The organism is Dongia sp. P2_B8, from assembly GCF_056404715.1.
In genome coordinates, this window is record NZ_JBFUDM010000001.1 from 304,764 (window position 1) to 322,154 (window position 17,391).

General features: G+C 62.4%; 17 protein-coding genes. 14 read left to right on the top strand and 3 right to left on the bottom strand.

Features of this window, described 5'->3' with window-relative positions; genetic code table 11:
- The first annotated feature begins 122 nt into the window (after positions 1 to 122).
- From AC1DWZ_RS01330 to AC1DWZ_RS01340, 3 genes are all read left to right on the top strand, one after another.
- Positions 123 to 926 carry a 2-keto-4-pentenoate hydratase gene (locus AC1DWZ_RS01330; RefSeq protein ID WP_477167059.1) on the top strand — a complete coding sequence of 268 codons (804 nt, stop codon included), beginning with the start codon at positions 123 to 125 and terminating at the stop codon, positions 924 to 926.
- A gap of 95 nt (positions 927 to 1,021) precedes the next feature.
- Entirely contained in the window at positions 1,022 to 1,630 is a 609-nt protein-coding gene (locus AC1DWZ_RS01335) for a DsbA family protein (RefSeq protein WP_477167060.1), read from the top strand.
- 28 nt (positions 1,631 to 1,658) lie between these two features.
- Positions 1,659 to 2,144 (top strand): PAS domain-containing protein, encoded by a 486-nt coding sequence (locus tag AC1DWZ_RS01340; RefSeq protein ID WP_477167061.1) that lies wholly within the window; start codon positions 1,659 to 1,661, stop codon positions 2,142 to 2,144.
- Here AC1DWZ_RS01340 and AC1DWZ_RS01345 read toward each other — a convergent pair.
- A complete protein-coding gene (locus AC1DWZ_RS01345; RefSeq protein ID WP_477167062.1) occupies positions 2,141 to 2,728 on the bottom strand; it encodes a TMEM165/GDT1 family protein in 588 nt (195 codons plus the stop codon). The two genes, AC1DWZ_RS01340 and AC1DWZ_RS01345, sit on opposite strands and share 4 nt — an antisense overlap.
- Before the next feature lie 204 nt (positions 2,729 to 2,932).
- On the opposite strand from AC1DWZ_RS01345, the gene AC1DWZ_RS01350 reads away from it, so the two are divergent.
- Complete coding sequence (locus AC1DWZ_RS01350) at positions 2,933 to 3,439, top strand: PAS domain-containing protein (protein WP_477167063.1); 507 nt, start codon at positions 2,933 to 2,935, stop codon at positions 3,437 to 3,439.
- 4 nt (positions 3,440 to 3,443) lie between these two features.
- Here the strand turns inward: AC1DWZ_RS01350 and hutH are convergent, their stop codons facing one another.
- Positions 3,444 to 4,970: a histidine ammonia-lyase gene (gene hutH, locus AC1DWZ_RS01355; protein ID WP_477167064.1), complete on the bottom strand. Its 1,527-nt coding sequence runs from the start codon at positions 4,968 to 4,970 to the stop codon at positions 3,444 to 3,446.
- A 367-nt stretch (positions 4,971 to 5,337) separates the two neighbouring features.
- On the opposite strand from hutH, the gene AC1DWZ_RS01360 reads away from it, so the two are divergent.
- A complete protein-coding gene (locus AC1DWZ_RS01360) occupies positions 5,338 to 6,075 on the top strand; it encodes a corrinoid protein (RefSeq protein ID WP_477167065.1) in 738 nt (245 codons plus the stop codon).
- 67 nt (positions 6,076 to 6,142) lie between these two features.
- Here AC1DWZ_RS01360 and AC1DWZ_RS01365 read toward each other — a convergent pair whose 3' ends face one another.
- Entirely contained in the window at positions 6,143 to 6,592 is a 450-nt protein-coding gene (locus tag AC1DWZ_RS01365) for a pyridoxamine 5'-phosphate oxidase family protein (RefSeq protein ID WP_477167066.1), read from the bottom strand.
- A 166-nt stretch (positions 6,593 to 6,758) separates the two neighbouring features.
- Here AC1DWZ_RS01365 and AC1DWZ_RS01370 point away from each other — a divergent pair, with 166 nt between their 5' ends.
- The 9 genes from AC1DWZ_RS01370 to AC1DWZ_RS01410 all read left to right on the top strand — a co-directional run bounded on the left by AC1DWZ_RS01370 (position 6,759) and on the right by AC1DWZ_RS01410 (position 17,384).
- Positions 6,759 to 7,454: a response regulator transcription factor gene (locus AC1DWZ_RS01370; RefSeq protein ID WP_477167067.1), complete on the top strand. Its 696-nt coding sequence runs from the start codon at positions 6,759 to 6,761 to the stop codon at positions 7,452 to 7,454.
- Positions 7,455 to 7,478: 24 nt separating this feature from the next.
- Positions 7,479 to 9,317: a stimulus-sensing domain-containing protein gene (locus AC1DWZ_RS01375; protein WP_477167068.1), complete on the top strand. Its 1,839-nt coding sequence runs from the start codon at positions 7,479 to 7,481 to the stop codon at positions 9,315 to 9,317.
- An 11-nt stretch (positions 9,318 to 9,328) separates the two neighbouring features.
- The gene (locus tag AC1DWZ_RS01380; RefSeq protein WP_477167069.1) at positions 9,329 to 9,814 is read left to right on the top strand and encodes an HPr kinase/phosphorylase; all 486 of its coding nucleotides are present in this window, start codon (positions 9,329 to 9,331) and stop codon (positions 9,812 to 9,814) included.
- Positions 9,811 to 10,776: an RNase adapter RapZ gene (gene rapZ / locus AC1DWZ_RS01385; protein WP_477167070.1), complete on the top strand. Its 966-nt coding sequence runs from the start codon at positions 9,811 to 9,813 to the stop codon at positions 10,774 to 10,776. Before AC1DWZ_RS01380 ends, rapZ begins: the two co-directional genes overlap by 4 nt.
- A gap of 108 nt (positions 10,777 to 10,884) precedes the next feature.
- Positions 10,885 to 11,307, top strand: a complete 423-nt coding sequence (locus tag AC1DWZ_RS01390) for a PTS sugar transporter subunit IIA (RefSeq protein WP_477167071.1) — start codon at positions 10,885 to 10,887, stop codon at positions 11,305 to 11,307.
- 12 nt (positions 11,308 to 11,319) lie between these two features.
- Positions 11,320 to 11,601, top strand: a complete 282-nt coding sequence (locus AC1DWZ_RS01395) for an HPr family phosphocarrier protein (RefSeq protein WP_477167735.1) — start codon at positions 11,320 to 11,322, stop codon at positions 11,599 to 11,601.
- Positions 11,591 to 13,420: a phosphoenolpyruvate--protein phosphotransferase gene (ptsP, locus tag AC1DWZ_RS01400; RefSeq protein ID WP_477167072.1), complete on the top strand. Its 1,830-nt coding sequence runs from the start codon at positions 11,591 to 11,593 to the stop codon at positions 13,418 to 13,420. The genes AC1DWZ_RS01395 and ptsP overlap by 11 nt, the downstream gene beginning before the upstream one ends.
- A 210-nt stretch (positions 13,421 to 13,630) precedes the next feature.
- Positions 13,631 to 14,926 (top strand): adenosylhomocysteinase, encoded by a 1,296-nt coding sequence (gene ahcY / locus AC1DWZ_RS01405; protein WP_477167073.1) that lies wholly within the window; start codon positions 13,631 to 13,633, stop codon positions 14,924 to 14,926.
- A gap of 136 nt (positions 14,927 to 15,062) precedes the next feature.
- Positions 15,063 to 17,384, top strand: a complete 2,322-nt coding sequence (locus AC1DWZ_RS01410) for a sensor histidine kinase (protein WP_477167074.1) — start codon at positions 15,063 to 15,065, stop codon at positions 17,382 to 17,384.
- Positions 17,385 to 17,391 lie beyond the last annotated feature (7 nt).

Sequence of the window (17,391 nt, forward strand, 5' to 3'; positions counted from 1 at the left end):
TTTTCCGCAGGACTCTCGCAAAACAGAAAAAATGTTAATTTGCCCACATCTTTGCGCGCCTCGTTTTTGTCACCGGATGCAGGCTGGCCAACTATGATGCGGTTGCAAAATGAGAGGGGCACATGGCTATGAACGCGGCAGCAATCAACAAAGCAGCTAGCATTCTCTGGGACGCGCGCCTCGCGCAAAGTCGCCTGTCGGCCTTGCCGGCGGATTGCAAGCCGGCGACCCTTGCCGATGGCTATGCCGTGCAGGATGCCATGGCAGCATTTGTTGGCCAGCCGATCTTTGGTTGGAAGATTGCGGCCACCAGTGCCGCCGGCCAAAAGCATATCGGTGTCACTGAGCCTCTCGCAGGAAGATTGTTTGTTGATTTCGTCTTGCGCGATGGTGCCAGCCTGCCGGCAGCACCTTTGCAGATGCGCGTGGTCGAGGCGGAATTCGCCTTCCGTATGGGCCGCGATCTCGGTCCTCGTACAGGCAAGTATGAGATGGACGAGGTCTGTGCGGCCGTCGCCGATCTCCATCTTGCCATCGAGATTCCCGATGCCCGTTTCGAGCCCTTCGACACGATCGGCCCGGCGCAGATCGTTGCCGACGATGCTTTCGCGTCCTGGTTTGTGCTCGGTCCCAAGGTCAAAAGCCCCGGGGTCAAAAGCTGGGCGGAGATCGATCTTCCCAATCAACCGGTGCGCGTTTTGAAGAACGGGCAGATTGCTGCCGAGGGCAAGGGTGCCAATGCCCTGGGTGATCCGAGATTGGCGCTCACCTGGCTGGCCAATGAGCGGGTGATGCGTGGTAGCGGGCTGAAAGCTGGCGAAATCATCACCACCGGCACCTGCATCACGCCGCTGGAGATCGCGCCGGGCGATGCGATCATGGCGGAATTCCTTGGGCTCGGCCAGGTTTCGGTCACGCTTTCTTGAAGGCGCACGGTCGCGGCCAGCCTCTTGACCTTCTTCGCCCAGAAGCCAAAGATTAGATCTGTCATCCGATCTTCACTTGCCGGAGACGTCCCGTCATGGCGCGTATCGTCGACTTCTACTATGCGATCGGCAGCCGCTATTGCTATCTGGCACAAAGCCAGGTGCAGCGTCTGGAAGCCATCGGGCATGTTGCCATTCGCTGGCGGCCGCTGCTCAGTGAGGATCTGATGCGCGCCCGCGGCCTGACGCCGTTCAAGGATCAGGCGGTGTCGGTGCAGTATCTCCCCGAATACCGGTCGGAAGATGCGGCGCGCTGGGCCGCTTTCTACAACATCCCCTATCGCGAGCCGAGCTGGAAGGCCATTGATTGGCGGCGGATCAACATGGCGGCGGTGGCGGCCGCCCGCGTCGGCGATGTCGGTGCCTATTCGCGCCGCCTGTTCGATGCAGCCTTCGGTGCTGGCGCGACACTCATCACCGACCATGATTTGATACGCCTGGCCGACGAAGCCGGGCTCGACGGCAGCAAGCTCGTCTCGTTGATCGACGACAAGGAAACCGACGCGCTGCATCGCCGCACCATCGAAGCTGCGGTCGAGGCGGGGGCCTTCGGTGTGCCGACCTTTGTCGTCGATGGCGAGGTCTTCTGGGGCAATGACCGGCTGATCCTGCTGCAGCATCATCTGGCCAAGGACGCTGCTTGAGGCGCGTCGATCATCTCAGCATCGCCTCATGAGCAGCTTCTTCGAACCCTATCCGCGCACCACGGATGTCACCGAGATGCGGCTGCGGGCGACCGCGGATACGCGCGCTTTCTTTGCTTACTGGGATAGCAAGCGGCAAGGGCGCAAGATGCCGGCCCGCCGCGATCTCGATCCCATCGAGATGAAGAACTGGCTGCCCGGCATTCAGCTGATCGATGTCTTCGAGAATCCGCGCAAGCTGGTTTACCGGCTGGTGGGCCAGGTCGAGGTCGAGATGCGCGGCTTCAACCATGCCGGCCATGAGGTCGCAAACGCATTCTTTGCCGTCAGCAAGGAAGAGGCGCTGCGCAACTACAACCTCACCATCGACGGTGGCTGGATGGTCTATGATTGGGCGCGCTATGCGGCCGCCGGCGGTTTCCAGGTCTCGCAGGAAACAATCTTCCTGCCGCTCTCCGAAGACGGACACAGGGTCAACATGGTGATCACCTTCACGGTGGTCGGCGATCGCTAGCCAGCGATGGGGCCGGACCCCATCGCGAGATAGATGCCAAGCAGCAGGAAGCAGGCTGCTGCCGTGTAGCGGACACCGCTGGTCGGCAGCCGGTCGGCAAGCTTATGGCCCAGCAGCACGATCGGCCCATTGGCCAGCATCATGCCGAGTGTGGTGCCGGCCACCACCGCAACGAGATCGGGATAGCGCGCGGCCAGTGCCACGGTCGCCACCTGGGTCTTGTCGCCGATCTCCACCAGGAAGAACGCGACCAACGTGGTGACGAAGGCGCCCGCCGAGCTTTTCTGCGGCTTGTCGTCATCGTCGAGCTTGTCCGGGATCAAGGTCCAGGCGGCCATGGCAACGAAGCCCGCGGCGAGACCCCAGCGGATCCAATTGGGATCGAGATGGTTCATGAGGAAGACGCTTGCCCAACGGCCGAGGGCGCCGGCCAGGGCGTGATTGGCCAAGGTTGCCACCAGGATGCCGGCCACGATCGCCCAGGGCCGGCGAAAACGCGAGGCCAGGACCAGGGCCAGGAGCTGGGTCTTGTCGCCGATCTCGGCCAGGGCGACGAGACCGGTCGAAACCAGGAAGGCTTGCATGATGTGCTGGCATCCGGTGCTGAAAAGAGGCTGGCCTTCTCTAACCGAGCCGGTGCCAGGCCGCAACATGGCCCAGCCGTGGCAAAATGGCGCCAATGCCCGAAAATCAGTTGGGCGGTTGATCCTAACAATCGGGTTGGTTGCGGTCGTCGGCACCTTAGGGGATAGTTGGCTACGTAAGCGGTTTAACGGGGGCAGGGCTGCATGATCCGCGCTGCGCAGATTGCCGATCTGGAATCAGAGCCGCTCTCGCGGTTGGAGACCTATTGGCAGGGAAAGCGGGCTGGCCGCTTGATGCCGTCTCGCGCTGATATCGATCCCGCCGAGATCAAGGAATTGCTGCCGCAGATCATCATGGCGCGGATCGAGTACGCGCCGCTTCGGGTCAAATATACCATTGTTGGCACGGCCTGCGCCCGCAGCGCCGGCTTCGATTTCACCGGCCGCTATCTCGACGAACTGCGTTTCGATTCCGAAACCGATACCGATTGGCTGGCAATCTATGAGGAGATCGTGCGCGAGAAGCAGCCCATTGGCGGCACCTGCCTGTTCCGCACGGCCGATCTCGACCGGCCCTATTGGGTTGCTGTCTTTCCCCTCTCAAACGATGGTGTGACGGTTGATCACACCATCGCCTACGAGCATCTCAACCTCAGCCTCACCGAGATGGATCACGTGCTGAAGGTCGAGCCGAAATCCCAGCCGTCATAGTCCCTCAAGCCACCACGCGCAGCGGTGTGATCTCGTGGAACAGCGAGCTGTTCACCAGATCCTTGGCAGCGGCGATATCGGGGGCCATTTCGCGGTCGATATCCCAGAAGGCAACCTTGGCCCGCAAGGTCTCCATGACCCGGCGCAGGGGCTGGCTGGTTTCGACCGGACGCCTGAGGTCGATGCCCTGCGCGGCACACAGGATCTCGATGGCGACGATGCCGGCGGTATTGTCGGTCATGTCGAGCAGACGCCGCGCGCCATGGGTTGCCATGCTGACATGGTCTTCCTGATTGGCCGAGGTCGGCAGGGAATCGACGCTGGCCGGGTGGGCGAGGCATTTGTTTTCCGAAGCCAGGGCGGCCGCCGTCACATGGGCGATCATGAAGCCGGAATTGAGGCCGGGCTCCGGCACCAGGAAGGCCGGCAGATTGCTCATACGGGAATCGGTCAGCATGGCGATGCGCCGTTCGGAAAGGGCGCCGATTTCAGCCACGGCAATGGCGATGCAATCGGCTGCAATGGCGATGGGCTCGGCGTGGAAGTTGCCGCCCGACAGAATGTCGCCCTGCTCGGCAAAGACCAGCGGGTTATCGCTCACCGCATTGACTTCGCGGCCGATGACGCCCGCGGCATGGCGCAACGTGTCGAGGATGGCGCCCATGACCTGCGGCTGGCAGCGCAGGGAATAGGGATCCTGCACGCGGTCGCAATCGACATGGCTGGCACGGAGCGGGCTGCCATCCATCAAGGCCTTCAAGGCTGCGGCCACCTCGATCTGCCCCAACTGGCCGCGGATCGCATGGATGCGCGGATCGAACGGCGTGTCGCTGCCGAGCGTGGCATCGGTCGTCATCGCCCCGCTGCCGAGCCCGGCCAGGAATACGTCCTCGGCGGCGAACAGGCCGGCGACGGCAAGCGCCGTCGAGACCTGGGTGCCGTTGAGCAAGGCCAGGCCTTCCTTCGCGGCCAGGGTCAGCGGCTTTAAGCCAGCGCGCGCCAGGCCCTCGGTGGCTGGGAGCACCTCACCGCGATGGCGCACGGCGCCCACACCCAGCAATGCCTGCGAGAGATGGGCCAGCGGTGCGAGATCGCCCGACGCACCCACCGATCCCTTCGAGGGGATGAGCGGATAGACTTCCGCATTGAGCAATGTCACCAGCGCCTGGATCACCTCGCGCCGAATGCCGGAAAAGCCCCGCGCCAGGCCGTTGATCTTCAAGATCATGATCAGGCGGACGATCTCGTCACCCAGCAGCGGGCCGGTGCCGGCGGCGTGGGAGAGCACCAGGCGGCGCTGCAATTCCGTCACCTGATCGTCGGGGATGCGGGTATGGGCAAGGGACCCGAAGCCGGTGTTGATGCCATAGGCGGTCTTCCCCTGGTCGAGAATGGCCTGGACCGTGGCGGCGGACGCATCGATGGCAGGGAATGCCTTCGGGTCGATCGCCAGCTGCTCACCCTCGCGCCAGACCCGCCGCAGGGTTGCCAGGGACAGGTCGCCGGGGGTGAGAGTGAAAGTCATTCCCATGACAAATCTCCAAAATTAGGCCGTTCCGGGCATGCTTTTCGCCCACTTGTCTTATCTTGTATATACAAGTTGCCGACGCGACTCGCAACCTTGTCTCTGAGGGGGCCTCCCCGAGGGCGCGCAGTGACCTCGGGCACTCACATGAATTCTTCTCCTGCTTTGATGATACCCGGTGATTGATCGACCGCGGATGACGCGCTCGCGCGAAAAGCCTGTCGTTACCCGGATAGTGGGTGTCGCGGCGGCACGGCCTCCATTTCCGGAAAGCCGTTACGCCTGTTGCGAAATTTCGAATGAGCGGGCAGGTTGTCGCCGGCTCTTAACGAGAGATTAGGATCGGCAGTGCACAGTCGCCGCCGGTTCCAGAATGCAACATGCCACAGGCGAAGGTGTGACCATGGCCAATGACGGTGATCTTGACCTTTCGACGCTGAATGACGAAGAGCTTGTTCAGCAGGTACATGACGACCTCTATGACGGTCTCAAGGAAGAGATCGAAACGGCGGTCCGCATCTTCCTCGACCGTGGCTGGACCCCCTATGACATCCTGACCAAGGCGCTGGTCGAAGGCATGCGCATCGTCGGCGTCGATTTCCGCGACGGCATCCTGTTCGTCCCCGAAGTGCTGCTGGCTGCCAACGCCATGAAGGCCGGCATGTTCATCCTCCGCCCCCTGCTCGCCGAAACCGGCGCGCCCAAGGTCGGCAAGATGGTCATCGGCACGGTGAAGGGCGACATCCACGATATCGGCAAGAACCTCGTCTCGATGATGATGGAAGGCGCTGGCTTCGAAGTGATCGACCTTGGCATCAACAATGCCGTCGAGAAGTATCTGGAAGCCATCGAACTGCATCAGCCGGACATTCTCGGCATGTCGGCGCTGCTCACCACCACCATGCCCTATATGAAAGTCGTCGTTGATGCGATGATCGAAAAGGGCATCCGCAACGACTATGTCGTGCTGGTCGGCGGCGCACCGCTCAACGAAGCCTTCGCCAATTCGGTCGGCGCCGATGCCTATTGCCGCGACGCGGCCGTGGCCGTCGAAACCGCCAAGGCCTTCATGGCCAAGCGCCAGGGTTCGGTGCTCGCCAAAAAAGCCTGATCCCGAACGGATCTGCTGAATTAAAAGCCCCGCTGCCGGCCAGGTAGCGGGGTTTTTCTTTCGGTGGCTAGAGATCGCTGCCGGCAAACCGATGGATCTTGCCGAAGCCCGCCACCAGCAGGGCTTCCCGAACCGTCAGGCGGTAGAAGCGGAAATCGCCGAAGCCGACATAGAGCTCGGCTTCCGGATGGCGGGCGAGGTAGGCGGCGCGCGCGGCTGCGTCTTCCGTCACGGCAATGTCGCCCAGCAATGTGACACGCGGGCCGGTCAGCGGTTCCTTGCGGCCTTCGGTCCCGTCAAAAAGCAGCGATACCTTCGAGTCACCCTTCAGATTCTTCACGTGATCCGAGAGGTCGGAGAGGAGCAAAAGAGGGCACCCTTCAGCATCCAGCGCCGGCACCACGAGGCTGACGAAAGGATATTTGCCGCCCTCGCGCGCCGCCAGGGTGCCGAAATAGGCCTTGGGGAGGTTCATCAACCGGCGAATTTCGTCTTTTGGATCAATCGTTTCGGTCATTTCTTGCCTGCTTCAATAAGGCGCTGCACTGAGTTTGCCACAATCTACGCAAATCCTTGAGCGGCCTAGCAATTGTGCCGATTGCGCCCCATTTCTGTCATCATTGGCGTCAATCTTGGCAAGGCCTGCTGAATTCTATACTTGTTCCCACGCCTAGGAGGGCCCCGTGCCACAGACGATTGCGCTGGTTGACGACGACCGAAACATCCTGACCTCCGTCACCATGACGTTGGAGGCGGAGGGATTCGCCGTGCGCACTTATAGCGATGGGGCCGAGGCGCTGCGTGGGCTTGCCAGCCAGCCGGTGGATCTTGCTGTCCTCGACATCAAGATGCCGCGCATGGATGGGATGGAGCTTCTGGAAAAACTGCGCAAGACCTCGGCACTGCCGGTGATCTTCCTGACGTCGAAGGACGATGAGGTCGACGAGCTCATGGGCCTGCGCATGGGTGCTGACGATTACATCAAGAAGCCGTTCTCGCAGCGCCTGCTCATTGAGCGCATCCGGTCGATCCTGCGCCGCGAGGAAAGCCGCAACTCCACTGCCCAGACCGGCGAGGCGGCATTGCTGCGCGGCCCGCTGATGATGGACCCCACGCGCCATTTGTGCACCTGGGACGGGCAGCCGATCGAACTTACGGTCACCGAATTCCTGCTTCTGAAGGCGCTGGCGCAGCGCCCGGGGCATGTGAAGAGCCGCGACCAGCTGATGGATTCCGCCTATGGCGAAAACATCTATGTCGATGACCGGACGATCGACAGCCATATCAAGCGGCTGCGCAAGAAATTCAAAGCCGTGATCGGCGAGTTCAACCATATCGAGACCCTTTATGGCGTCGGCTATCGCTACAAAGAGAACTGATATGCACGCTGTGCGACGCCGGCGATGAGCGAGGCCTCGCGCAGCGACGAGCTCGACCGCTGGCGTTTGCCTTTGTCTTCGGGACGGGCGGCAGCCAAGGACGAATCTCCAAAAGGCTTCTGGCGCCGCCGTGGGTCGGGACCAGATGTGGCACCCAAGCGCAGCGAACCCGATTTCAGCCCGGCGGTACCGCCGGCATCACGGCCGGTCCCCGCGACGTCGATAGCGCCCGCTGAGGAGAAGCCGAAATCCAAGCGCCTGCCAGCGTCGCGCCGTAGCCTGTGGCAGTCGCCGCTCACCCGCCGCATCCTGGTGCTCAACATCATGGCGCTGCTGGTGCCGGTGCTGGGTCTCCTGTACCTGCCGACCTATCGCGACAGCTTGCTGCAATCCGAACTGGAATTGCTGAAGACCGAAGGGTCGCTGTTCTCCGGCGCGCTGGCGGCGAGCGGCGTCGTCACTGGCCCCTTGGGCGATGAAAAGCTGGTGCCGGAAATTTCGCGCCAGACGATCCGGCGCCTGGTCGACGTTTCCAAGACGCGTGCACGCCTGTTCACACCGGACGGCACCCTGATCGCCGACAGTTTCCTGCTGTCGGGCCCTGGCGGCGTGGTCACGGTGACACCCCTGCCACCGCTCGATCCCGATGCCGGCATGGTCTGGAAATGGGTTGCCGGCGCCTATGATTGGATCTTCGACCGCCTGCCCAGCAGCCGCATCCTGCAGCCTTATCAGGAAGCGGCCGTACAGAATGCTGCCGACTATCAGGAAGTCGTCAAGGCGATGGGCGGCGATTCAGCCACCTTCGTGCGCGATGCCGGCAAGGGCAAGATGATCCTTTCCGCGGCCGTGCCGGTCCAGCGCTATCGCCAGGTACTTGGCGCCCTGCTGCTGACCAAGCAAGGTGATGATATCGAATCGACCCTGCGCGATACGCGCCTCACCATTCTTGGCGTGTCCGGTATCGCACTGGGCGTCACCGTCCTGTTGTCGCTTTATCTCGCCAGCACGATCGCCTTGCCGATCCATAGATTGGCAGATGCCGCCGACCGCGTGCGCCGCGCCAAGGGGCGGCAGAAGACCATCCCCGATCTTTCGGCGCGCGGAGATGAGATCGGCGATCTTTCCGGCGCCTTGCGCGACATGACGGAAGCCGTGTGGCGGCGCATGGATGCGATCGAAGGTTTTGCCGCCGATGTCGCCCATGAAATCAAGAATCCCCTGACATCCTTGCGCAGTGCCGTGGAAACGGTGGCCCGGGTTGAAGATCCGCAGCAGCAAAAAAAGTTGATGAGCATCATCCTTGATGACGTGCAGCGCCTTGACCGCCTGATCAGCGACATTTCGGACGCCTCGCGCATCGATGCGGAAATGTCGCGGGCGGAAGCTGAGCCGGTCAAATTGCGCGACATGGTGCTGGCGATGGCTGACATTCATGCCGCGACCGGCAAGGAAGCTGCCGCGCGCCTGAAGACGCGTTTGCCGGAAGATGATGATCTCGCTGTCCTGGGAACGGAGGGCAGGTTGGGTCAGGTTGTGCGCAATCTCCTGGCCAATGCCATCTCGTTCAGCCCGCCCGAGGGTACGATCCTCCTCGCCGTGCGGCGTTCCGGCCGGCAGGTGGTGCTGACGGTGGAAGACGATGGTCCTGGCATTCCACCCGACAAGCTCACCGCGATTTTCGAGCGTTTCTATTCCGAGCGGCCGCAAGGCGAGAAGTTCGGCACGCATTCGGGCCTCGGCCTCTCGATCTCGAAGCAGATTGTCGAGGCCTATGGTGGCGCGCTGCGGGCTGAGAATCGCGTGGACGACCAGGCGCGCATCGTCGGTGCGCGCTTCATTGTGACCCTGCTGGTGGCATGAGCAGCATGCCAATGAGCGACATGCCGACAAGCGACGCGAGCGGGCAAAGGCTGCGGATCGACGGCGTGGCGGTGGCGATCAATGATCAGGCTATTCTGCTGCGCGGACGATCCGGCAGTGGACGGTCGGATCTGGCGTTGCGCCTGATCGATGAAGGTGCCCGGTTGATCAGCGACGAGCAGGTGGAGTTGCAGCGCCGTGGCGAGCTGGTGTTCGTTGGTGCTCCCGCGGCCATGCCGGCGGACCTGCGTGGCCGGATCGAGGCGCGCGGTCTGGGCCTGGTGCCGGTGCCGCACGTGACTGAGCCCAAAGCATTGGCGTGGGTAATCGATATGGCGGCCCCGGATTCCATCGACCGGCTTCCAGCATCCCGCGAAGCCGATTATCTTGGTGTCGCCATCCCGCTGCTGGCGCTGGATCCGTTCGCGGTCTCGGCCACTGCCAAGCTGCGGCTTGCGGTCAAATGCGGGCCGGGCCTTATAATGGGCCGGGAATGAAAGGGACCGGAACGAACATCACCATGACCAGCCTCAGTTCATCGCAGCCGGAGCCAGAGCAGCAGGAAAAGTCGGCCCGCTCGACACGGCGCCACATCCTGCTGGTCACGGGCCTGGCTGGAGCAGGGCGCTCGACGGCGCTGAAATGCCTTGAAGATATCGGCTACGAAGCGGTCGACAATCTGCCGCTCGATCTGCTGCCGCATCTGGTGGATGGGCTGGCGCAAACGGCCTTGCCGGATTTCAGCAAGCCGATTGCCCTTGGCATCGATTCACGCACCAGCGGTTTCTCAAGCGACGGGTTCATCGATCTGGTGCAGCGGTTGAAGGCCGATCGACGCTTCCGCGTCACCTTGGTGTTTCTGGATTGCGACGATGAAGTTCTGCGCCGGCGCTATACCGAAACGCGCAGACGTCATCCGCTGGCGCAGGACCGGCCGGTCAGCGACGGCATTCGGCGCGAGCGTAATCTGATGCGCGCCGTGCGGGCGGAAGCGGATCTGGTGCTGGACACCAGCGACACGGCGATCGGCGATTTGAAGACCATGCTGATCGGGCATTTCGGCCTCGCCGCCCGCCCGGATCTGGCGCTCACGATCGTATCCTTTTCCTATAAGCAGGGCCTGCCACGCGAAGCGGACCTGGTTTTCGATGTGCGGTTTCTGGAAAATCCCTATTATGATCTGGCACTTAGGCCTCTTTCGGGAGAGGATGCGGCGGTTGGGCGGGCGATCGAGGCGGACCCTGCTTTCCCCGGTTTCTTTGCGGCCCTGACTTCCTTATTGTGGCCCCTCTTGCCGGGCTATGAGGGCGAAGGAAAGAGCTATCTGACCATCGCCATCGGCTGCACAGGCGGCCGGCATCGTTCGGTCTTTGTCGCCGGCCGGTTGGCCGAATGGCTGCGGGAACGCGGCCGGTCGGTCACGCTGCGGCATCGGGATGTGGGTCGGCCTCTTGCATGAGCGATCTGCGTCCGGTGCGAGAGATTTGGGATTTTGGCCGCATGGGTCGCCGCCCGGACATGATCCGGTGCGTGCTGACCGGAACGGCTCGTTGAATTGGGGGTATGCGTGGTTCAAACACAACTTATCGGCATCGTCCTCGTGACGCATGGCAATCTTGCCGCCGAATTTCTCGCCGCCTTGGAACATGTGGTTGGAAAACAGAGCGCCGCCGCGGCGATCTGCATCGGTCCGGAAGATGACATGGAACAGCGCCGCCGGGAAATTCTCGACGCCGTGGCGAAATGCGATCAAGGCAAGGGTGTGGTGCTGCTCACCGACATGTTCGGTGGGACGCCTTCCAATCTGGCGATCTCGACTCTCGACAAGGCGAATGTCGAGGTGGTGGCAGGGGTCAATCTGCCGATGCTGATCAAACTTGCCAGTGTGCGGGGTACGCTGCCGCTGACCGGTGCCGTCACAGCGGCACAGGAAGCGGGGCGCAAATATATCAACGTGGCGTCGCAGCTGCTCAAAGCTAGCGAATGCTAGGCGGGAGCGATGATGTCGGGTCCTAACACACTCATTGCCCGCGCCCAGATTTCCAATCAAAAGGGCTTGCATGCGCGTGCCGCGGCCAAATTCGTGAAGACGGCCGGTGCTTTCTCTTCCGACATCCGCGTCGCCAAGGGCGAGATGGATGTGAGCGGTGGCTCGATCATGGGGCTGATGATGCTGGCCGCCAGCATCGGGTCCGAGTTGGAAATCCGTGCCGATGGTACAGATGCCAAGGCGGCGATCGACGCCCTGGTCGATCTTATCGAACGAAAATTCGATGAAGAATGATGGGCCGCGCCCGCCGCGTCGCCAGTCAAAATCCGGGACGGATAAAGCCGCGCCCGAAAACTCTGTTGCACGCGAGATTCTGCTCGAAGGGCTAGGCGTTTCCGCCGGCATCGCGATCGGCGAAGCGCATGTGGTCGAGATCGGCGTCGTCAATGTGCCCGATTATGAAATCGCCGAGAGCGCGGTCGCTGCCGAAATGGAACGTTTCGCAGACGCTCTGGCGAAATCAGAACGCCAGCTTCGCAAGCTGAAGAAGAAGAGCGCCGAACTGCACGGTGCTGCCGCCGAAGAACTCGAATTTCTGCTGGATGCGCATTTGCAGATGCTGTCCGGCTCGCGCGTCGTGCGCGGCGTCGAAAAGCGCATCCTGGAGACACGGCAGAATGCTGAAGCTGCGGTGCAGGCGGAAATCAACGCTGTCGCTCATGATTTCGAACATCTCAACGATCCCTATCTCTCGGCGCGCGCCAAGGATGTGCGCGAGGTGGGCGACCGGCTGCTGCGCAACCTGACCAAGACGCCGTTCGAGGCATTCAAGCATCTGCCAGAAGGGGCGGTGGTCATCGCCGAAGAATTGACGCCGGCGGATACGGCCCTTCTCGATCCCAAGCGCATTCATGGCTTTGCCACCGAGCTGGGTGGTGCCGAAAGCCATACCGCCATCATGGCGCGCTCGCTGGCCTTGCCGGCCGTCCTCGGCCTTGCCGGCCTTACCAATGCGGTCAGGACCGGTGACACGGTCATCATCGACGGGGCGGGCGGGCGCATCTTCATCAATCCGACGTCGGCGCGGCTGGATGAGTTTCATCGCCGCCAGCTGGAACTGGAAAAGACCGAACGAATCCTCGCGCGCTTGAAGAAGCTGCCGGCCATCACGCGCGATGGCCAGCGCATCGGCATGCTGGTCAATTTGGAGCTGCCGCGCGAGCTTGACATGGCGCTGGCGGCGGGTGCCGAGGGTATCGGCCTGCTGCGCTCCGAATTCCTGTTCATGAACCGGGTCGATCTGCCCAGCGAAGATGAACAGACCGAGGCCTACCGCGCGCTGGTCGAGGGCATGGAGGGGAAGCCCGTCACCATCCGGACGCTCGACGTGGGTGGCGACAAGCTGGCGCCGTCCTTGCGCGACCGGCTGGGCGAGACGGCCAATCCGGCGCTGGGCCTCCGCGCCATTCGCTTGGGCCTGCAGGAGCGGCCGTTGCTGGAAACGCAGCTGGCGGCAATCCTGCGCGCCAGCGCCTTTGGGCCGACACGCATCCTGCTGCCGATGATCTCGTCGCTCTCGGAAGTGAAGCAGGTGCGCGAGATCCTGCTGCAGGTTGCCAAGCGCCTGAAGCGGCGCGGTGTCAGAATGGCGGATCCGCTGCCACCGATGGGGGTCATGATCGAGGTGCCCGGCGCGGCACTGGCCGCCGACGCCTTGGCGCAGGTATCTGACTTCTTCGCCGTGGGTTCGAACGATCTCACCCAATATACGCTCGCCATCGACCGTGGCGAGGAGCAGGTGGCGCATCTTTACAATCCGCTGCATCCGGCGGTGCTGCGCCTCATCCAGTTCGCGACCGAAGCTGCGCTCCGCGCCCGCATTCCCATCAGCGTCTGCGGCGAGATTGCCGGCGATCCGAAATTTGCACCGCTGCTGCTCGGCCTCGGCATCCAGGATCTCTCCATGGCGCCGGTCAATCTGCCGCGTGTGAAGCAGCGTATCCGGAACATCGATTATCTGGCGGCGACCCGCTGTGCGCGCCTCATCATGGACCAATGGGATACCGGGCGGATTGCCATGCTGCTCGACGATTTCAACGCGCTCGCGGTCTGATCGCGGCTGGAATCGACCCATTCTCCTGGGCGGCGGTTCCCCTTTTCCCGACAGCCGATGGGCCTATTAGCCTTGCGCTATGTCTAATTTCTATAATCTGATCAACCATTTAATAGTCGTATAGGATTGGCAAAAGCAGCGCTTGCCGCTGGAACGGCGGCCTGCTATACGGCGCATATAAATAAATCCTTATCTGATGGAGACCCTCTTATGGCCGCCGCCAATGACTTCAAGGTGAAAGATCTCAGCCTCGCAGAATGGGGCCGCAAGGAGATCGCGATTGCCGAAACTGAAATGCCGGGCCTGATGTCGCTGCGGGCGGAATTCGGCAAGAAGCAGCCGCTCAAAGGCGCCCGCATCGCCGGCTGCCTGCACATGACCATCCAGACCGCCGTGCTGATCGAGACACTGATCGACCTCGGCGCCGAAGTGCGCTGGTCGTCCTGCAACATCTTCTCGACCCAGGATCACGCCGCCGCGGCCATCGCCGCCAAGGGCATTCCGGTCTTCGCCTGGAAGGGCATGTCGGAAGAGGAATTCTGGTGGTGCATCGACGCCACGGTCACCGGCCCCGGTGGCTGGAAGCCCAACATGGTGCTGGATGACGGCGGCGATCTCACCGTTCTCCTCCACGACAAGCATCCGGACATCCTCAAGGACATCAAGGGCATCTCGGAAGAGACCACGACCGGTGTCCACCGCCTCTATCAGATGCAGAAGGACGGTTCGCTGAAGGTGCCGGCGATCAACGTCAACGACAGTGTCACCAAGTCGAAGTTCGACAACAAGTATGGCTGCCGCGAAAGCCTGGTCGACGCCATCCGCCGCGCCACCGACGTCATGATGGCCGGCAAGGTCGCCGTCGTTGCCGGCTTCGGTGACGTGGGCAAGGGCTCGGCCGAAAGCCTGCGTCATGCCGGCTGCCGCGTGCTGGTGACCGAAGCCGATCCGATCTGCGCGTTGCAGGCGGCGATGGAAGGCTATGAAGTAACGACCATGGAAGATGCCGTCACCCGCGGCGACATCTTCGTCACGGCCACCGGCTGTGTCGATGTCATCACCGTCGATCATATGCGCGAAATGAAGGACCGGGCCATCGTCTGCAATATCGGCCATTTCGACAGCGAAATTCAGATCGCCGGCTTGCGGAACTTCAAGTGGCACAATGTAAAGCCGCAGGTCGATGAGGTCGAATTCCCGACCGGCCGCCGCATCCTGGTGCTGGCCGAAGGCCGCCTGGTCAATCTCGGCTGCGCCACGGGTCACCCCAGCTTCGTCATGTCGGCGTCCTTCACCAACCAGGTGCTGGCGCAGATCGAGCTGTGGAACAACCACAAGGCCTACAAGAACGAAGTCTATGTGCTGCCCAAGCATCTCGACGAGAAGGTGGCCTTCCTGCATCTCGCAAAGGTCGGCGCCAAGCTCACCAAGTTGAGCGAGAAGCAGGCTGCCTATCTCGGCGTCGCCGCTTCCGGTCCGTTCAAGCCGGAGCATTACCGCTACTGATGCTGTGATGATCCAGGGTTGAAAGGGGCGAAGGTTGAAAAGGGCGTCTGGCCGATGGGTCGGGCGCCCTTTCTCTTTGAGCGGTGCCGGACGGGCGGCTTGTCACCGGAATCGCGCACTCGTAAAGTGTCGTCTCATGAGCGACTCGCTGCAGCTTTGGATGGGCCTTGGGGTTTTGGGCGGCGGGTTTATCGCTGCCGCTGCCTATGCCTGGCAGCTGACGCAGGCGAAGGCGGTGCTGGCACGGCAGGTCAGCGACCTAGAGGCCCAAGCCGTGGCCGCCGACGCAGCTGCCACAGAGAGTGCAGCGCAATGGGCGACGGCGCCGGTTGCGCATGTTTCCTGGCCCAAAGGCGGCCGCGCCACGGCAGATGCGAAGGCGCGCAGCTGGCTCAGCCTGCCGGCCGGCGACTGTACCCGGATGGATCTGGTAGCGCGCATCAAGCCGGCGGACCAGGTGGAATTGCTGGCTGCCATCATGGCGCTGGAGAAAGAGGGGCAGGGCTTCTCCTTCGTGCCGGCCCCCACCGTCGGCATGCGCCTGCGCTGGGTCGGCAACCGTTCCGGTGAGACCTGCCATCTGTGGCTGAGCGATGTCAGCGACGTGGTGGAGCCGGTCGAGCAGGCCGCTGGCCATGCCTTGAAGACGGCCGGGTCACTTGCACAACTTCTTGAGCAACTGCCCTACCCGGTGTGGCGGCGCGATTCCGAACTGTCCATCGCCTGGTGCAACCCGGCCTTTGCCCATATCTACGATCTGCCGGTCGAGCGCGTCATCGGCGAGCGGCGCGAGATCAATGCCGCGGCCAAGGCGCTGGCCAAGCGCGCGCAGCGGGTGGGCCTTGCGCAATCGGAAAGCCAGCAATTGGTCGTGAAGGGCCAGCGGCGGCTCTATGACCTGACCGAAGTGCCGCTGCCGGACGGCTCGGTCATCGGCTTTGCCCTCGACCAGACCCAGCTCGAAGAAAGCCATGGCGAGCTGGCACGCCACATCGCCGCCCATGACGATGTGCTGCAGGCCCTGGGTACCGGCATCGTCATCTTCGGCCCCGACAAGCGCGTCAAGTTCTTCAACACGGCCTTCCGCGAAATGTTCAACCTCGATGCCGGCTTTCTGCGCCAGGAGCCTTTGGTCGATCAGGTACTGGACATGCTGCGCGAGCGGCGGCAGATCCCGGAACAGGCGGATTTCCGGTCCTTCAAACAGGAATGGAGCCGGCAGATCATGTCGGTGATCGCGCCGTTCGAGGATCTCATGCATGTGCCGAGCGGTGCCACCTACCGCATGCTGGCCTCACCCCACCCGTTCGGTGGCGTCATCCTGACTTTCGAGGATGTCACCGACAAATTGGCGCTGGAGCGGAACTACAACACTTTGATCGAAGTGCAGAAGGAAACCATCGATCATCTCTTCGAAGGCATTGCCGTGTTCGGCGGCGATGCGCGCCTCAAGCTCTACAATCCGGCTTTCGTGCGCTTGTGGAACCTCAAGGCGGAGACCGTCGAGGGCGAGCCGCATGTGCGCCATATCGTCGAGGCGGTGAAGCCGTTCTTCGAGAGTCGGCCCAATTGGGAGGATCTGCGCCGGCGCATCGTCACCGACGTCGCCGAGCGCGAGGTCAAGAACTGGCGCCTGGAGCGCGTCGACGGCAAGATCATCGACATCGCCGCCATACCGCTCGCCGACGGCGGCCGCCTGTTCAAATATACGGATGTCACCGACAGCATCAACATGGAGCGAGCCCTCACCGAGCGCAACGAGGCGCTGATGGCAGCCGACCGGTTGAAGTCTGAATTCATCGCCAACGTTTCCTATGAATTCCGCACGCCGCTCAATGCCATCATCGGTTATGCCGAATTGCTGGCACGGCAATATTTCGGCGACATGAACGAGCGCCAGCTGGAATATGCCTCGGCCATCCTCGATTCAGCGCAGAACCTGATCCTGATGATCGGCGACGTGATCGATGTGGCGGCGATCGAGGCCGGTTATATCCATCTGGAACCCACCATGGTCGATGTGCGCCAGCTGACGGAATCCATCGCCCGCCTGTTCCAGCAGCGCGCCCGTAGTCGCAACATCGATTTGTTGATTGAAGTGGCACCCGATATCGGTGCTATCCGGGCCGACCCGCAGCGCCTCAAGCAGGCGCTCGGCAATCTGCTCAGCGCGGCGATCGGCGCTGCCCCCGGTGGCCGCACCATCGTGGTATCGGCAACGCGCGGCGAGGAAACAATGGATATCGGCGTTGCGGTGCAGGGAGCGCAGGACGATTTCGGCGTCGATGTCGGGCCGGACTCCGATTCGTCGCAGGCACGCAGTTCGACGCGCGGCCTTGGTGTTGCGTTGGCGCGTACCTTGATCGAGTTGCATGGCGGACGTCTGTTGACCGAAACCGGACCACAGGGACGGCGCATCGTCTGTGCCTTGCCGCTGGCCGCCACGGTCACACGCTGATGGGCCG

Coding starts and splice junctions, on each gene's coding strand:
- rapZ (WP_477167070.1), top strand. CDS start 9,811: ATGAAAGGGACCGGAACGAACATCACCATGACCAGCCTCAGTTCATCG.
- AC1DWZ_RS01330 (WP_477167059.1), top strand. CDS start 123: ATGGCTATGAACGCGGCAGCAATCAACAAAGCAGCTAGCATTCTCTGG.
- AC1DWZ_RS01365 (WP_477167066.1), bottom strand. CDS start 6,592: ATGACCGAAACGATTGATCCAAAAGACGAAATTCGCCGGTTGATGAAC.
- AC1DWZ_RS01380 (WP_477167069.1), top strand. CDS start 9,329: ATGAGCGACATGCCGACAAGCGACGCGAGCGGGCAAAGGCTGCGGATC.
- AC1DWZ_RS01375 (WP_477167068.1), top strand. CDS start 7,479: ATGAGCGAGGCCTCGCGCAGCGACGAGCTCGACCGCTGGCGTTTGCCT.
- AC1DWZ_RS01395 (WP_477167735.1), top strand. CDS start 11,320: ATGTCGGGTCCTAACACACTCATTGCCCGCGCCCAGATTTCCAATCAA.
- AC1DWZ_RS01410 (WP_477167074.1), top strand. CDS start 15,063: ATGAGCGACTCGCTGCAGCTTTGGATGGGCCTTGGGGTTTTGGGCGGC.
- AC1DWZ_RS01345 (WP_477167062.1), bottom strand. CDS start 2,728: ATGCAAGCCTTCCTGGTTTCGACCGGTCTCGTCGCCCTGGCCGAGATC.
- AC1DWZ_RS01340 (WP_477167061.1), top strand. CDS start 1,659: ATGAGCAGCTTCTTCGAACCCTATCCGCGCACCACGGATGTCACCGAG.
- AC1DWZ_RS01350 (WP_477167063.1), top strand. CDS start 2,933: ATGATCCGCGCTGCGCAGATTGCCGATCTGGAATCAGAGCCGCTCTCG.
- ahcY (WP_477167073.1), top strand. CDS start 13,631: ATGGCCGCCGCCAATGACTTCAAGGTGAAAGATCTCAGCCTCGCAGAA.
- hutH (WP_477167064.1), bottom strand. CDS start 4,970: ATGGGAATGACTTTCACTCTCACCCCCGGCGACCTGTCCCTGGCAACC.
- ptsP (WP_477167072.1), top strand. CDS start 11,591: ATGAAGAATGATGGGCCGCGCCCGCCGCGTCGCCAGTCAAAATCCGGG.
- AC1DWZ_RS01335 (WP_477167060.1), top strand. CDS start 1,022: ATGGCGCGTATCGTCGACTTCTACTATGCGATCGGCAGCCGCTATTGC.
- AC1DWZ_RS01360 (WP_477167065.1), top strand. CDS start 5,338: ATGCAACATGCCACAGGCGAAGGTGTGACCATGGCCAATGACGGTGAT.